A 14,195-nucleotide genomic window follows, 5' to 3' on the forward strand; every position below is an offset into this window, starting at 1 on the left:
GCGATGAACGCCGTCCGGCGGTATCTGGGCAACGGGGTCGTCCAGGCCTTCCTCGTGCTCATCGGGCTGGTGTGGATGACACCCCTGGCCGGACTGTTCGTGTCCTCGCTGCGCTCGTCCGAGGACACGGCGAAGGGCGGCTGGTGGACGGCCCTGGCGAGCCCGGGGCAGCTCTCCCTCGACAACTACTCGGCGCTGCTCGGCAACTCCGGCATCACCCAGGCCTTCTGGAACACGGTGCTGATCTCCGTACCGACGACCGTGCTCGTCGTGGTCGTCGGGGCGCTCGCCGGGTACGCCTTCGCCTGGCTCGACTTTCCGGGGCGCGAGACGGTCTTCCTGGTCGTCGTGGCACTGCTGGTGGTGCCCGTGCAGATCGGGCTGCTGCCGGTCGCCAAACTCTTCGGGCAACTGGGCCTGTTCGGGACCATCCCGGGTGTGGTCCTGTTCCACGTCGCCTACGGGCTGCCGTTCGCGGTGTTCCTGCTGCGGAACTACTTCGCCGAGATGCCCAAGGAGATGCTGGAGGCCGCGCGCATGGACGGCGGCAACGAGTGGCGGATCTTCACACGGCTGGTGCTGCCGGTCGGCAAGCCGGCCATCGCCAGCCTCGCCATCTTCCAGTTCCTGTGGGTGTGGAACGACATGCTGGTCGCACTGCTCTTCGCGGACAGCTCGTCGCAGCCGCTGACGGTGGAGCTCCAGTCGCAGATCCGCCAGTTCGGCAGCAACATCGACGTCCTGGCGCCGGGTGCGTTCCTGTCCCTGGTGGTGCCGGTGGTGGTGTTCTTCGCGTTCCAGCGGCACTTCGTGCAGGGGGTCATGGCGGGGTCCGTGAAGTGACGGGCGGGCTGGGGCGGGGAGGGTTTTCGCCCCCGCCGCCCCTTCCCTTTCCCGTCCCTGGGGGCTGCGCCCCCAGACCCCCGCTTCGGCCCTGAACGGGCCTCGTCCTCAAACGCCGGACGGGCTGGATTAGGCCGACGCCGGCGGGTACAGCGACCTCGGCAGTTGTGACGCCGCCGCCGAGTCCAGGAGCCACAGGGTGCGGGCGCGGCCCCGGGCGCCCGCTGCCGGGGCCTGGATCTCGCCCGTGCCCGACAGGGCCATCGCCACCGCGTTCGCCTTGTCCTCGCCCGCCGCGAGCAGCCACACCTCACGGGCGGCGCGGATCGCGGGCAGGGTCAGGGAGATGCGGACGGGCGGCGGCTTGGGGGAGCCGTGGACGCCGATCACCGTGCGCTCGGTCTCCCGGACGCCCGGGTGCTCCGGGAAGAGCGACGCCACGTGGGTGTCCGGGCCGACGCCGAGGAGCAGGACGTCGAAGGACGGGACCGCGGCGTGGTTCTCGGGGACGGAGGCCGAGGCCAGTTCCTGCGCGTAGGCTGCCGCTGCCGCCTCCACGTCCGAGCCGTAGGGGCCGTCGGACGGTGCCATCGCGTGCACCCGCTTCGGGTCCAGCGGCACCGCGTCCAGGAGCGCCTCGTGCGCCTGGGTGACGTTGCGCTCCGGGTCGCCCTCCGGCAGGAAGCGCTCGTCGCCCCACCACAGGTCGAGCCGGCCCCAGTCGATCGCGTCCCGGGCCGGGGAGCCGGCCAGCGCCGCGAGCAGGCCGTTGCCGTTGCGGCCGCCGGTGAGGACCACGGACGCGCTGCCCCGGGAGGCCTGCGCGTCCACGATCTTCGTGATCAGGCGGGCCGCCGCGGCCTCGGCCATCAGCTCCTTGTCGCGGTGCACGACCAGCTGCGGGGTCTCGCTCATTTCGCCGCCGCCTTCCTCACCGGTGTCTTCTCCCGCGCCGCGTCCTTCGCGGGAGCCTTCGCGACCGCTTCCACGGGAGCGGCGACGGCGCCTTCCCCGTTGCGGGCGTCCCCTTTGGCCGGCGCGGTCAGCCGGTCCACGCCGTAGCGCAGCGCTGAGGCGTAGGTGTCGTCCGGGTCCAGGCGGCGCAGCTCCTCCGCGATCAGCTCGGCCGTCTCGCGGCGCTTGAGGGCGACCGCGCGGGCCGGCTGGCCCTGGATGGAGAGGTTCGCCAGCGCACCGTCGGCCCGGTCCAGGACGACCGGACCGCAGTCGGTGTCCATGCGGACCGCGGTGAGACCCGGGCCGCTCGACACCGTGCGCCGCACCGGCACCTCCAGCCGGTCCGCGAGCCACATCGCGAGCAGCTCGCAGCTGGGGTTGTACTCCTCGCCCTCCACCTCGACCGCCTGCACCTGGCAGTCGACCTGGTCGAGGGCCGCCGCCAGCATCGAACGCCAGGGTGTGATGCGGGTCCACGACAGGTCCGTGTCGCCCGGCGCGTAGGCGTCGGCGCGGGCCACCAGCTCCCGTATCGGCTCCTCGCAGGCATAGGTGTCGGTGACCCGGCGCTGCGCGAGCGCGCCCAGCGGGTCCTTCGCAGGGTCCAGCGGCGCGTTCACCGGCCACCAGACCACGACCGGCGCGTCCGGCAGCAGCAGCGGCAGGACCACCGACTGGGCGTGGTCGACGACGTCGCCGTACAGCCGCAGCACGATCGTCTCGCCGGTGCCCGCGTCGGCACCGAGGCGGACTTCGGCGTCCAGCCGGGACGTGGTGCGGTCCCGGGGGGAGCGCGAGACGCGCTTGATGACGACGAGCGTGCGCGAGGGGTGCTCGTGCGCGGCGTCGCTCGCGGCCTTCAGCGCGTCGTAGGCGTTCTCCTCGTCGGTGACGATGACCAGGGTGAGCACCATGCCGATGGCCGGGGTGCCGATCGCCCGGCGGCCCAGCACCAACGCCTTGTTGATCTTGCTGGCCGTGGTGTCCGTGAGGTCTGTCTTCATGGCCGGCGCCAGCTCCGTCCGTCTCGCTCCAGCATGTCGTCCGCCTCGACGGGCCCCCAGGTGCCGGCCGGATACTGCGCCGGGGTGCCGTGCGCGTCCCAGTACTGCTCGATCGGGTCGAGGATCTTCCAGGACAGCTCGACCTCCTCCGTGCGCGGGAAGAGGTTGGCGTCGCCCAGCAGGACGTCCAGGATCAGACGCTCGTACGCCTCCGGGCTGGACTCGGTGAAGGACTCGCCGTAGGCGAAGTCCATCGAGACGTCCCGGATCTCCATCGACGTGCCCGGCACCTTGGAACCGAAGCGGACGGTGACGCCCTCGTCGGGCTGGACGCGGACGACGATCGCGTTCGAGCCGAGTTCCTCCGTGGCGGTGGAGTCGAAGGGGGAGTGCGGGGCTCGCTGGAAGACGACCGCGATCTCGGTGACGCGGCGGCCCAGGCGCTTGCCGGTGCGCAGGTAGAAGGGGACGCCCGCCCAGCGGCGGTTGTCGATCCCGACCTTGATCGCGGCGTAGGTGTCGGTCTTCGACTTGGGGTCGATGCCGTCCTCTTCGAGGTAGCCGACGGCCTTGGCGCCGCCCTGCCACCCGGCCGCGTACTGGCCGCGCACGGTGTCCCGGCCCAGGTCCTTGGGGAGGCGGACCGCGCCGAGCACCTTGGTCTTCTCGGCCGCCAGCGCGTCCGCGTCGAAGGAGGCGGGCTCCTCCATCGCGGTCAGTGCGAGCAGCTGGAGGAGGTGGTTCTGGATGACGTCACGGGCGGCGCCGATGCCGTCGTAGTAGCCGGCGCGGCCGCCGATGCCGATGTCCTCGGCCATGGTGATCTGGATGTGGTCCACGTAGGACCGGTTCCAGATCGGCTCGAACATCGTGTTGGCGAAGCGGAGCGCCAGGATGTTCTGGACGGTCTCCTTGCCCAGGTAGTGGTCGATGCGGAAGACCTGGTCGGAGCCGAAGACCTCGTGGACGATCGCGTTGAGCTCCTCGGCCGACCTCAGGTCGTGGCCGAACGGCTTCTCGATCACCGCGCGGCGCCAGGAGCCGCTCGACTGGTCGGCCAGCCCGTGCTTCTTCAGCTGCTGGATGACCACCGGGAAGGACTTCGGCGGCACCGACAGGTAGAAGGCGAAGTTGCCGCCCGTGCCCTGTGCCTTGTCCAGCTCCTCGATGGTGCCGCGCAGCCGCTCGAACGCGTCGTCGTCGTCGAAGGTGCCCTGGACGAAGCGCATCCCCTGGATGAGCTGCTGCCAGACCTCCTCGCGGAACGGAGTGCGGGAGTGTTCCTTGACGGCGTCGTGCACGACCTGGGCGAAGTCCTCGTGCTCCCAGTCGCGGCGGGCGAACCCGACGAGCGAGAAGCCCGGCGGCAGCAGACCCCGGTTGGCGAGGTCGTACACGGCGGGCATGAGCTTCTTGCGGGACAGATCGCCGGTGACGCCGAAGATGACCAGACCCGACGGCCCCGCGATGCGCGGGAGCCGTCGGTCTGCGGGGTCACGCAGCGGGTTGCTGCTCGACAATTGTCAGCCCTTCGAGGGAGCGAGGCGCTTGAGCTCCGCCTCCGTGGACTTCAGCAGGTCGTTCCAGGACGCCTCGAACTTGTCGACGCCCTCCTTCTCCAGGAGCTGGACCACCTCGTCGTAGGAGATGCCCAGCTTCTCGACCGCGTCGAGGTCGGCGCGGGCCTGCTCGTACGTCCCGGCGACGGCGTTGCCGCCGATCTCGCCGTGGTCCTCGGTGGCGAACAGCGTCGCCTCCGGCATGGTGTTCACCGTGTTGGGTGCCACCAGGTCGGTGACGTACATGGTGTCGCTGTACGCCTTGTCCTTCACACCGGTCGACGCCCACAGCGGACGCTGCTTGTTGGCGCCGGCCTTCTCCAGGGCGGCCCAGCGGTCGGTGCCGAAGACCTCCTCGTACGCCTGGTAGGCGAGGCGCGCGTTGGCGACGGCGGCCTTGCCGCGCAGGGCCTTGGCCTCGTCGGTGCCCAGCGCGTCGATCCGCTTGTCGATCTCGGTGTCCACGCGGGACACGAAGAAGGACGCCACCGAGTGGATCTGCGAGAGGTCCAGGCCGCGCTCCTTGGCCTTCTCCAGGCCGGTCAGGAAGGCGTCCATGACCTTGCGGTAGCGCTCCAGCGAGAAGATCAGCGTGACGTTGACGCTGATGCCCAGGCCGATGGTCTCGGCGATCGCCGGGATACCCGCCTCGGTGGCCGGGATCTTGATCAGGGTGTTGGGCCGGTCCACCAGCCACGCCAGCTGCTTGGCCTCGGCGACCGTCGCCCGGGTGTTGTGGGCCAGGCGCGGGTCGACCTCGATGGAGACCCGGCCGTCCTTGCCGCCGGTGTTGTCGAACACCGGGCGCAGGATGTCGGCGGCGTCCCGGACGTCCGCCGTGGTGATCATGCGGATGGCCTCTTCGACCGTGACCTCGCGGGCGGCGAGGTCGGTGAGCTGCGTGTCGTAGCCGTCGCCCTGCGAGATCGCCTTCTGGAAGATCGACGGGTTGGTGGTGACGCCCACGACGTGCTGCTGGTCGATCAGCTCGGCGAGGTTGCCGGACGTGATCCGCTTGCGCGACAGGTCGTCCAGCCAGATCGCGACGCCTTCGTCGGAGAGGCGCTTGAGTGCGTCTGTCATGGAAATTGCATCTCCTACTACGAGTCGTATATGGGCGTCAGCGCTGGGCCGCGGCCAGGGATTCCCGCGCCGCGGAGGCCACGTTCTCGGCGGTGAAGCCGAACTCCGCGAACAGCACCTTGGCGTCCGCCGAAGCACCGAAGTGCTCCAGGGAGACGATGCGGCCGGCGTCTCCCACGTACTTGTGCCAGGTCAGCCCGACCCCGGCCTCGACCGCGACCCGGGCCTTCACGGACGGGGGCAGGACGCTGTCCCGGTACCCCTGGTCCTGCTGCTCGAACCACTCCACGGACGGCATGGACACCACACGGGTCGGCACGCCGTCGGCCTGGAGCGCCTCACGCGCCTCGACGGCCACGTGGACCTCGGAACCGGTGGCGATGAGCACGACCTCGGCGTCGCCGCCCTCCGCCTCGAACAGCACGTAGCCGCCCTTGGCCGCGTCCTCGTTCGGCTCGTACGTCGGCACGCCCTGGCGGGTCAGCGCCAGACCGTGCGGCTGGCCCTTGCCGAACTCCTTCGTCCAGCGGCGCAGGATCTCGCGCCAGGCGATCGCCGTCTCGTTGGCGTCGGCCGGACGGACCACGTTCAGACCCGGGATGGCGCGCAGCGAGGCCAGGTGCTCGACCGGCTGGTGGGTCGGGCCGTCCTCGCCCAGACCGATGGAGTCGTGCGTCCACACGTACGTCACCGGCAGGTGCATCAGCGCCGACAGCCGCACCGCGTTGCGCATGTAGTCGGAGAAGACCAGGAACGTTCCGCCGTAGATGCGGGTGTTGCCGTGCAGCGCGATGCCGTTCATCTCCGCGGCCATCGCGTGCTCGCGGATGCCGAAGTGGATGGTGCGGCCGTACGGGTCCGCCCCCGGCAGCGGGTTGCCGGTGGGGAGGAAGGACGACGTCTTGTCGATCGTCGTGTTGTTCGAGCCGGCCAGGTCGGCCGAGCCGCCCCACAGCTCCGGGACCACGTCGCCGAGCGCCTGGAGCACCTTGCCGGACGCGGCACGGGTCGCGAGGCCCTTGCCCGCCTCGAAGACCGGGATCTTCTCCTCCCAGCCCTTGGGCAGCTCACCCTTGGCCACGCGCTCGTACTCGGCGGCGCGCTCCGGGTTGTTGTCCCGCCACTGCTGGAAGGACTTCTCCCACACCGCGCGGGCCGCCTGCCCCTTCTCCAGGGCCTTGCGGGTGTGCGCGATGACCTCGTCGGAGACCTCGAAGGACTTCTCCGGGTCGAAGCCCAGCACCCGCTTGGTCGCCGCGACCTCTTCGTCGCCGAGCGCCGAGCCGTGCGCGGCCTCCGTGTTCTGCGCGTGCGGGGCCGGCCAGGCGATGATCGAGCGCATGGCGATGAAGGACGGCCGGTCGGTGACCTTCTTCGCCGCCTCGACCGCGTCGTAGATCGCGTTCGGGTCCAGGTCGCCGTCCGGCTTCGGGGCGACGCGCTGCACGTGCCAGCCGTACGCCTCGTACCGCTTGCAGGTGTCCTCGGAGACGGCGGTCTCGGTGTCGCCCTCGATCGAGATGTGGTTGTCGTCCCACAGCAGGACCAGGTTGCCGAGCTTCTGGTGACCGGCCATCGAGGACGCCTCGGCGGAGATGCCCTCCTGGAGGCAGCCGTCACCGGCGATGCAGTAGACGAAGTGGTCGAACGGGGACTCGCCCTCGGCGGCCTCCGGGTCGAACAGTCCGCGCTCGTAGCGGGCGGCCATCGCCATGCCCACCGCGTTGGCGACACCCTGGCCCAGCGGGCCGGTCGTGGTCTCCACGCCCGTGGTGTGGCCGTACTCCGGGTGGCCGGGAGTCTTCGAGCCCCAGGTGCGGAAGGACTCCAGGTCCGCCAGCTCCAGGCCGAAGCCGGCCAGGTACAGCTGGGTGTAGAGGGTCAGGGACGAGTGACCCGCGGACAGCACGAAACGGTCGCGCCCGACCCAGTTCGCGTCGGCGGGGTCGTGCCGCATCACCTTCTGGAAGAGGGTGTAGGCGGCGGGCGCCAGGCTCATCGCCGTACCCGGATGGCCGTTGCCAACCTTCTGTACGGCATCGGCGGCCAGGACGCGGGCGGTGTCCACGGCCCGCTGGTCCAGTTCGGTCCACTCGAGGTCTGTGGTGGTCGGCTTGGTGCTCACCCTGAGTCAGGGCTCCTCTCCACATGTCGGTTGCCGGTGCACGGGTGCACCGGCTGCCGGCGCGTCCGTGAGTTCGGCCGGCCATGGCCGAGCCTACCCCCGTAAGTACGTGCGTTTTTCCGCTGGAAACCAGACTGCCGGGACTCTTCTCGATCCGCCTGTCGACTGGGCGAAACCGCATTCGGCAAGTGAATACGGAGGCGCTCATCTGACTGCTCAATCGACTCTCCGCACGCACGTCGGAGCACCCGCGCCAACACGAGCCCACCCCCGCGAGGGCCGAGGTATGGGCAACGTCTAAAGTGGCGTGGTACGCGCGAGCCTTTACCGCCACTTCACACGGTCGGGCTTGCTGGGAGTCTCTGTCAGGGGTGTGCGTGACGGCCGTTGAATCCCGTCCTGCGGGGGTAATCGGGACGAGCCAGAGCCCGAGTCACCGGCCGTTCGGGGCCCGTGTCAAGGCGTTCGTGGCACTGACCAAGCCGCGGATCATCGAGCTTCTGCTGATCACCACTGTTCCGGTGATGTTCCTCGCCGAACAGGGTGTTCCGAATCTGAAGCTGGTGCTGCTGACCTGCGTCGGCGGTTATCTGTCGGCAGGCGGCGCCAACGCGCTGAACATGTACATCGACCGCGACATCGACGCGCTGATGGACCGGACCTCGCAGCGCCCGCTGGTGACCGGCATGGTCAGCCCGGTGGAATGCCTCGTCTTCGGCATCACCCTGGCGATCGTCTCGACGCTGCTGTTCGGCTTCACGGTCAACTGGCTGTCCGCCTGGCTCTCGCTCGGCGCCCTCCTCTTCTATGTCGTCGTCTACACGATGATCCTCAAGCGCCGCACGTCGCAGAACATCGTCTGGGGCGGCATCGCCGGCTGTCTGCCGGTGCTCATCGGCTGGTCGGCCGTGACCAACTCGATGTCCTGGGCGCCGGTCATCCTCTTCGGGGTGATGTTCTTCTGGACGCCGCCGCACTACTGGCCGCTGTCCATGAAGGTCAAGGAGGACTACGCGCGCGTCGGCGTGCCGATGCTCCCGGTGATCGCCTCCAACAAGGTCGTCGCCCGGCAGATCGTCATCTACAGCTGGGTGATGGTCGTCGTGTCACTGCTGTTGCAGCCGCTCGGCTACACCGGCTGGTTCTACACGGCGGTGGCCCTGGCGGCCGGCGGGATGTGGCTGTGGGAGGCGCACGGGCTCCAGAACCGCGCCAAGGCCGAGGTCACGGGCGGCAAGCTCAAGGAGATGCGGCTGTTCCACTGGTCCATCACCTATGTGTCGGTGCTGTTCCTCGCGATCGCGGTGGACCCCTTCCTGCGCTGAGCCCCCGGTGCGGACGTCCGACGGGCGGGGTGCGTGGCCAAGGCCACGCACCCCGCCCGTCGCCGTTCGATCTACCCGTCGGTAGCATCCTGGTCATGGCAGACACGGAGCAGGTGGACACGGAGCAGGCCGGCGCGAAGCGCGGCTGGGCCGACCGGTGGGACGCGTTCGAGGTGACCCGGACGGCCGGGCGGATCGAGGCCTTCGCCAAGGCCCACGGCGGCGCGGAGGCCCAGGTGGCGTACCTCGGTGAGCGCGGCGCCCGGATCGTGCTCGTCGGTGCGGACGGCGCCTGGGGCGACCTGGTCGCGCGCACCCCCGAGCGGGCCCGGAAGGCCGTGGAGCAGTCCGGGATCACCGTCCACGACGACTTCGACGGCGAGTACGCGGCCAAGGTCGCCACCGGCCGCTACGAGTGGTCGCGCATGGCGGGCATCCAGGTCGGAGGCCCGAGCAACACCTGAGACCGGGTTCACCCGTTAGGACCGTAGGAAGCCGCGAGGCGCGCGGGCCGCGAGGCGCACGAGCCGCGCGGCGCTCGGTCCCAGCACGGGGAGCCCGGATGATCGAAACGCCGTCCCTGGTGGACCAGTACTGCCACGGCGTCCTGAGAACGGAGCTGGGCCTCGGCACCTTCGAGGCCCAGCTGGCCCGCACCGAGGGTCCGCCCGCGCCGGGCACCACCCTCTTCGACACCCAGACCGGCTTCGCGGTACGCCGCTGGTGCCCGCCCCTGCTCGGCCTGGAACCGCACTGCCCGCCCGCCCGCTACCTGGCCCGGCGCCGCGAACTGGGCGTCATGGAGGCCGACCGCCGGCTGCTGCGCGGCAGCGGCATCACCACCTACCTGGTCGACGCCGGACTGCCCGGCGACCTCACAGGACCCGGCGAGATGGCCTCCGCCGCGGACGCCGACACCCGAGAGATCGTGCGCCTGGAACTCCTCGCCGAGCAGGTCGCCGACACCTCCGGCACCGTCGAGTCCTTCCTCGCCAACCTCGCCGAGGCCGTGCACGGCGCCGCCGCGGACGCGGTCGCCTTCACCTCCGTCGCCGGGGTACGGCACGGACTGTCCCTCGCCCCGGAACCGCCCGGCCCCGGCGAGGTGCGCGGGGCCGCCTCCCGCTGGCTCACCGGGCGCGAGGTCGGCGGGGAACTGAGCGACCCCGTACTGCTGCGCCACCTCCTGTGGATCGCCGTCGCCTCGGGGCTGCCGCTCCAGCTGCACGCGGGCCTCGGCGAACCGGGCCTGCGCATCGACCGCACCGACCCGGTGCTGCTCACCGACTTCGTACGGGCCACCGCCGGCCTCGGCACCGACCTGGTCCTGCTGCACGGCTACCCGTACCACCGCCACGCCGCCCACCTGGCCGGCGTCTTCCCGCACGTCTACGCCGACTCCGGCGCCGCCCTGGTGCGCACCGGGGCCCGCGCGGCGACGGTCCTCGCGGAGATCCTGGAGCTGGCGCCGTTCGGCAAGATCCTGTTCTCCAGCGGCGCCCAGGGCCTGCCCGAACTGCACGTCGTCGCCGCCCGGCTGTTCCGCGAGGCCCTGGGCAGGGTGCTGGGCGCCTGGGTGGCCGAGGGGGCGTGGTCGCTGGGGGACGCCCAGCGGGTGGCGGGGATGATCGCCTCGGGGAACGCCGGGCGGGTGTACGGACTGGAGTGACGGGTGTACGGACTGGAGTATCGGGCGTACGGACTGGAGTGACGGGTGTACGGACCGGAGCAACGGGTGTACGGACCGGAGTGGGTCGGCGAGACTGGGCGCATGCCGACCGACGCCTTGCTCGACCGCTTCCTCGCCGGACTGCTGCCCCTCGACCCCGTCGCCGTCTGGGCGCACGGCTCACTGGGCGCGGGGGACTACCAGGAGGGCCGCAGCGACCTCGACCTGATCGCGGTCCTGCCCCGGCCGGCCACCGCCCGCACGGCCTGGCGCCTCGGGCTGCTCCACGCCCGGCTGCGCGAGGAACCCCTGGCCGGACTGCTGCACTGCACGTACCTGTCGCCGGACACGGTCGCCGACCCGGCCCGGCGGCACCTGACCTGGGCCCACGAACAGCTGTTCAAGCGGTCGGTCACCCCCGTCACCCGGCGTGAACTGCACAGCTTCGGCCGTGTCCTGCACGGCGCGGCGCCGGACCACCTGCTGCCGCCGGTGCCGGACCCGGAACTGGACTCCTTCGTCGTCCGCGACCAGCGCGAGTTCTGGCGGCCGAACGTGCGCAGGGCGGAGCTGTGGCGGCAGGACGTCTGGGTCGACCTGGGCCTGATCACCTTCGCCCGCGCCACCGTCACGCTGCGGGAGGGCCGCCTGATCACCAAGCGGGAGGCCCTGGCCGAGCTGCCCGCCCTGGGGGCGCCCGCCGAGGTCGTGGAGGACGTCGCCGAGCGGCGGTACGGGAACGGCGCGCGCCCCCCGGCCACTGCGGACTGGACCGCCCGCCGCGCCGAGCTGACCCGGAGCTACCTGGGACCGGCCATCGACACGCTGGTGGCGTCGTACTCCTGAGCGGGCAGGCCGGGCACCGGCTCCTCGGGCCGCTCGCGCAGCGCCAGCAGCACCCGCAGCACCGCGATCCACACCAGGCACGAGCCCAGCATGTGCAGCCCGACCAGCACCTCGGGCAGGTCGGTGAAGTACTGGACGTACCCGATGACCCCCTGGGCGAGCAGCACCAGGAACAGGTCGCGGGTGCGGGCCAGCGGGCCCTTGGGCGCGTCGACCGCCTTCAGCACGAACCACAGGGCGAACGTCAGCGTCACCACGATCCACGCCAGGACGGCGTGCGCCTTGCTGATCATCTCCCAGTCGACCGGCATGCGCGGCACGTCGCTGGAGTCGCCCGCGTGTGGTCCGGCGCCGGTCACGACGGTGCCGACCGTGATCAGCAGCGCGGAGACGACGACCATCACCCACACCAGCTGCTGCACGGACCCGCCGACCAGCGGGCGCGGTGCCCCGTCGCCCTCCCGGGTGCGCTGCCACATCACCGTGGCCACCGTCAGCAGCGCCGTCGTCGCCACGAAGTGGGCCGCGACCGTGTACGGGTTGAGACCGACGAGCACGACGATGCCGCCGAGCACGGCGTTGCTCATCACGATCCAGAACTGCGCCCACCCGAGCAGGGTGAGGCTGCGCCGGTACGGCTTCTGCGAGCGGGCGGCGATGATCGCCCAGCCGACCGCGGCGCACAGCACGTAGGTCAGCATGCGGTTGCCGAACTCGATGACGCCGTGGAAGCCCATCTCGCTCGTGGTGGTGAGCGAGTCGTCGGTGCACTTCGGCCAGGTCGGGCAGCCGAGACCGGAGCCCGTGAGCCGGACGGCGCCGCCGGTGACGACGATGATCACGGACATCACGAGGGGCGCGAGGGCCGCCCGCTGGACCGTCCGGGGATGCGGGGTCCAGCGCGCGGCGATGAAGGCGAGCGGATTGCGCACGGCGGCTGCGGCGTCGGCGCGGGTCACGTTTGGCACGCCGTCCATCGTAGGCGCCCGCTTGTGCACGCTTTCACGAGGGTCGGTCCGCGGCATGTGTTCCTACTCCCAGCGGAAGAACTTCCCCGCGGCCGCGAGCCCCACGACCGCCCACACGGCGAGGATGCCCAGGTCGCCCCAGGGCATCGCGGCGCCGTGCTGGAGGACGTCGCGGAGTCCGTCCGACAGGGCGGAGATGGGCAGCAGCCCCAGCACGCTCTGCGCCGCGTCCGGGAACCTGTCCAGCGGCACGATCACCCCGCCGCCCACGAGGAGCAGCAGGAAGACCAGGTTGGCGGCGGCGAGCGTGGCCTCCGCCTTCAGCGTGCCCGCCATCAGCAGCCCGAGCCCGGAGAAGGCGGCGGTGCCGAGGACCAGGAGCAGCAGGACGGCGGCCGGGTTGCCGTGCGGCGACCAGCCCAGCGCGAAGGCGATCACGGTCAGCAGCGCGATCTGGAGCACCTCGGTGACCAGGACCGACGCCGTCTTCGCGGTCATCAGGGCCCAGCGCGGCAGCGGGGAGGCGGCCAGCCGCTTCAGCACCCCGTACCGGCGCTCGAAGCCGGTGGCGATGGCCTGGCCCGTGAACGCCGTCGACATCACGGCGAGCGCGAGGACGCCGGGGGTGAGGAAGTCGACCGCCTCACCGGCTCCCGTGTCGATGATGTCCACGGAGCTGAACAGGACGAGCAGCAGCGTCGGGATGATCACCGTCAGCAGCAGCTGCTCGCCGTTGCGCAGCAGCATCTTGGTCTCGAGCACGGCCTGCGCCGCGATCATGCGCCCGAGCGGCGCGGCGCCGGGCCTGGGGGCGTACGTACCGGTGGCGCCGGTGCCGCCCGTGGTCGAGGTCGTGGTCATGCGCGCAGCTCCCTGCCCGTCAGCTCCAAGAAGACGTCCTCCAGCGTGTGCCGCTCCACCGAGATGCGGTCCGGCATCACCCCGTGCTGGGCGCACCAGGAGGTCACCGTCGCCAGCAGCTGGGGGTCGACCTCGCCGTTCACCCGGTAGGAGCCCGGGGTCAGCTCGGCGGCCGAGGAGTCCGGGGGCAGGGCCTTGAGCAGGGACGCGACGTCCAGTCCCGGTCGGCCGGTGAACCGCAGCGTGTTCTCGGCGCCGCCGCGGCACAGCTCCTCGGGGGAGCCCTGGGCGACGACCCGGCCGACGTCGACGATGGCGACGTCGTCGGCCAGCTGCTCGGCCTCGTCCATGTGGTGCGTGGTGAGGATCACCGAGACCCCGTCGCCGCGCAGGTCCCGTACGAGGTCCCAGGTGGCGCGGCGGGCCTGCGGGTCCAGGCCGGCGGTCGGCTCGTCCAGGAACACCAGCTCCGGGCGGCCCACCACGGCCATCGCGAGGGCCAGCCGCTGCTGCTGCCCGCCCGACAGCCTGCGGTACGTGGTGCGGCCGCACGAGCCGAGGCCGAGCCGCTCGATCAGCGCGTCGACGTCCAGCGGGTGAGCGTGCAGCTTCGCCACGTGGCGCAGCATCTCGTCGGCGCGGGCGCCGGAGTAGACGCCGCCGGACTGGAGCATCACGCCGATCCGCGGGCGCAGGTCGGCGCCCTGTCCCACCGGGTCCAGGCCCAGGACGCGCACCGTCCCGGAGTCCGGCCTGCGGTATCCCTCACAGGTCTCGATCGTGGTCGTCTTGCCCGCCCCGTTGGGACCGAGCACGGCGGTCACGCCCGTACGGGCCACCAGGTCGAGGCCGTTCACCGCGGTCTTCGTGCCGTACCGCTTCACCAGGGCCTGGACCTGGACCACGGGCTCGCTTCGCATGGGTCACGAGTCTAGGGAGACGGACGACCGGCCGG

13 protein-coding genes are annotated in these 14,195 nt (G+C 71.2%); 5 read left to right on the forward strand and 8 right to left on the reverse strand.

Annotated elements, in window-relative coordinates; all coding sequences use genetic code 11:
• Positions 1-3: 3 nt before the first annotated feature.
• Positions 4-843, forward strand: a complete 840-nt coding sequence (locus OHA99_RS28375; RefSeq protein ID WP_153180407.1) for a carbohydrate ABC transporter permease — start codon at positions 4-6, stop codon at positions 841-843.
• Between the two features lie 129 nt (positions 844-972).
• On the opposite strand, the gene pgl is transcribed toward OHA99_RS28375, so the two are convergent.
• The 5 genes from pgl to tkt are packed head-to-tail and all read right to left on the reverse strand — an operon-like array spanning position 973 to position 7,571.
• Complete coding sequence (gene pgl / locus OHA99_RS28380; protein ID WP_153180408.1) at positions 973-1,758, reverse strand: 6-phosphogluconolactonase; 786 nt, start codon at positions 1,756-1,758, stop codon at positions 973-975.
• Complete coding sequence (opcA, locus tag OHA99_RS28385) at positions 1,755-2,804, reverse strand: glucose-6-phosphate dehydrogenase assembly protein OpcA (RefSeq protein ID WP_405698304.1); 1,050 nt, start codon at positions 2,802-2,804, stop codon at positions 1,755-1,757. Before opcA ends, pgl begins: the two co-directional genes overlap by 4 nt.
• Entirely contained in the window at positions 2,801-4,324 is a 1,524-nt protein-coding gene (gene zwf, locus OHA99_RS28390; RefSeq protein ID WP_007448325.1) for a glucose-6-phosphate dehydrogenase, read from the reverse strand. The genes opcA and zwf overlap by 4 nt, the downstream gene beginning before the upstream one ends.
• Before the next feature lie 3 nt (positions 4,325-4,327).
• Positions 4,328-5,446, reverse strand: a complete 1,119-nt coding sequence (tal, locus tag OHA99_RS28395; protein WP_164385192.1) for a transaldolase — start codon at positions 5,444-5,446, stop codon at positions 4,328-4,330.
• A gap of 37 nt (positions 5,447-5,483) precedes the next feature.
• A complete protein-coding gene (tkt, locus tag OHA99_RS28400; RefSeq protein ID WP_345963689.1) occupies positions 5,484-7,571 on the reverse strand; it encodes a transketolase in 2,088 nt (695 codons plus the stop codon).
• A 371-nt stretch (positions 7,572-7,942) separates the two neighbouring features.
• Here tkt and OHA99_RS28405 point away from each other — a divergent pair, with 371 nt between their 5' ends.
• The 4 genes from OHA99_RS28405 to OHA99_RS28420 all read left to right on the forward strand — a co-directional run bounded on the left by OHA99_RS28405 (position 7,943) and on the right by OHA99_RS28420 (position 11,411).
• Positions 7,943-8,896, forward strand: coding sequence for a heme o synthase (locus OHA99_RS28405; protein ID WP_003976885.1), 954 nt, complete (start codon positions 7,943-7,945; stop codon positions 8,894-8,896).
• 95 nt (positions 8,897-8,991) lie between these two features.
• On the forward strand, positions 8,992-9,360 hold the full coding sequence (locus OHA99_RS28410; RefSeq protein WP_164385194.1) for a hypothetical protein: 369 nt from the start codon (positions 8,992-8,994) through the stop codon (positions 9,358-9,360).
• A 98-nt stretch (positions 9,361-9,458) separates the two neighbouring features.
• Positions 9,459-10,565, forward strand: a complete 1,107-nt coding sequence (locus OHA99_RS28415; RefSeq protein WP_153180413.1) for an amidohydrolase family protein — start codon at positions 9,459-9,461, stop codon at positions 10,563-10,565.
• A gap of 102 nt (positions 10,566-10,667) precedes the next feature.
• Positions 10,668-11,411: a nucleotidyltransferase gene (locus OHA99_RS28420; protein WP_366473568.1), complete on the forward strand. Its 744-nt coding sequence runs from the start codon at positions 10,668-10,670 to the stop codon at positions 11,409-11,411.
• Here OHA99_RS28420 and OHA99_RS28425 read toward each other — a convergent pair.
• The 3 genes from OHA99_RS28425 to OHA99_RS28435 are packed head-to-tail and all read right to left on the reverse strand — an operon-like array spanning position 11,366 to position 14,160.
• The gene (locus tag OHA99_RS28425; protein ID WP_381502240.1) at positions 11,366-12,388 is read right to left on the reverse strand and encodes a heme A synthase; all 1,023 of its coding nucleotides are present in this window, start codon (positions 12,386-12,388) and stop codon (positions 11,366-11,368) included. The two genes, OHA99_RS28420 and OHA99_RS28425, sit on opposite strands and share 46 nt — an antisense overlap.
• Before the next feature lie 54 nt (positions 12,389-12,442).
• A complete protein-coding gene (locus OHA99_RS28430; protein WP_381502243.1) occupies positions 12,443-13,240 on the reverse strand; it encodes an ABC transporter permease in 798 nt (265 codons plus the stop codon).
• Positions 13,237-14,160: an ATP-binding cassette domain-containing protein gene (locus OHA99_RS28435; RefSeq protein ID WP_405698305.1), complete on the reverse strand. Its 924-nt coding sequence runs from the start codon at positions 14,158-14,160 to the stop codon at positions 13,237-13,239. Before OHA99_RS28435 ends, OHA99_RS28430 begins: the two co-directional genes overlap by 4 nt.
• Positions 14,161-14,195: the final 35 nt, after the last annotated feature.

It is taken from the genome of Streptomyces coelicoflavus (genome assembly GCF_045041415.1).
In the GTDB taxonomy this organism is placed as follows: domain Bacteria; phylum Actinomycetota; class Actinomycetes; order Streptomycetales; family Streptomycetaceae; genus Streptomyces; species Streptomyces coelicoflavus.

Bases quoted from the DNA above. Each gene is read 5' to 3' on its own strand.
- OHA99_RS28375 (WP_153180407.1), top strand. From the start codon at position 4: ATGAACGCCGTCCGGCGGTATCTGGGCAACGGGGTCGTCCAGGCCTTC.
- pgl (WP_153180408.1), bottom strand. From the start codon at position 1,758: ATGAGCGAGACCCCGCAGCTGGTCGTGCACCGCGACAAGGAGCTGATG.
- opcA (WP_405698304.1), bottom strand. From the start codon at position 2,804: ATGAAGACAGACCTCACGGACACCACGGCCAGCAAGATCAACAAGGCG.
- tal (WP_164385192.1), bottom strand. From the start codon at position 5,446: ATGACAGACGCACTCAAGCGCCTCTCCGACGAAGGCGTCGCGATCTGG.
- OHA99_RS28410 (WP_164385194.1), top strand. From the start codon at position 8,992: ATGGCAGACACGGAGCAGGTGGACACGGAGCAGGCCGGCGCGAAGCGC.
- OHA99_RS28415 (WP_153180413.1), top strand. From the start codon at position 9,459: ATGATCGAAACGCCGTCCCTGGTGGACCAGTACTGCCACGGCGTCCTG.
- OHA99_RS28420 (WP_366473568.1), top strand. From the start codon at position 10,668: ATGCCGACCGACGCCTTGCTCGACCGCTTCCTCGCCGGACTGCTGCCC.
- OHA99_RS28425 (WP_381502240.1), bottom strand. From the start codon at position 12,388: ATGGACGGCGTGCCAAACGTGACCCGCGCCGACGCCGCAGCCGCCGTG.
- OHA99_RS28430 (WP_381502243.1), bottom strand. From the start codon at position 13,240: ATGACCACGACCTCGACCACGGGCGGCACCGGCGCCACCGGTACGTAC.
- OHA99_RS28435 (WP_405698305.1), bottom strand. From the start codon at position 14,160: ATGCGAAGCGAGCCCGTGGTCCAGGTCCAGGCCCTGGTGAAGCGGTAC.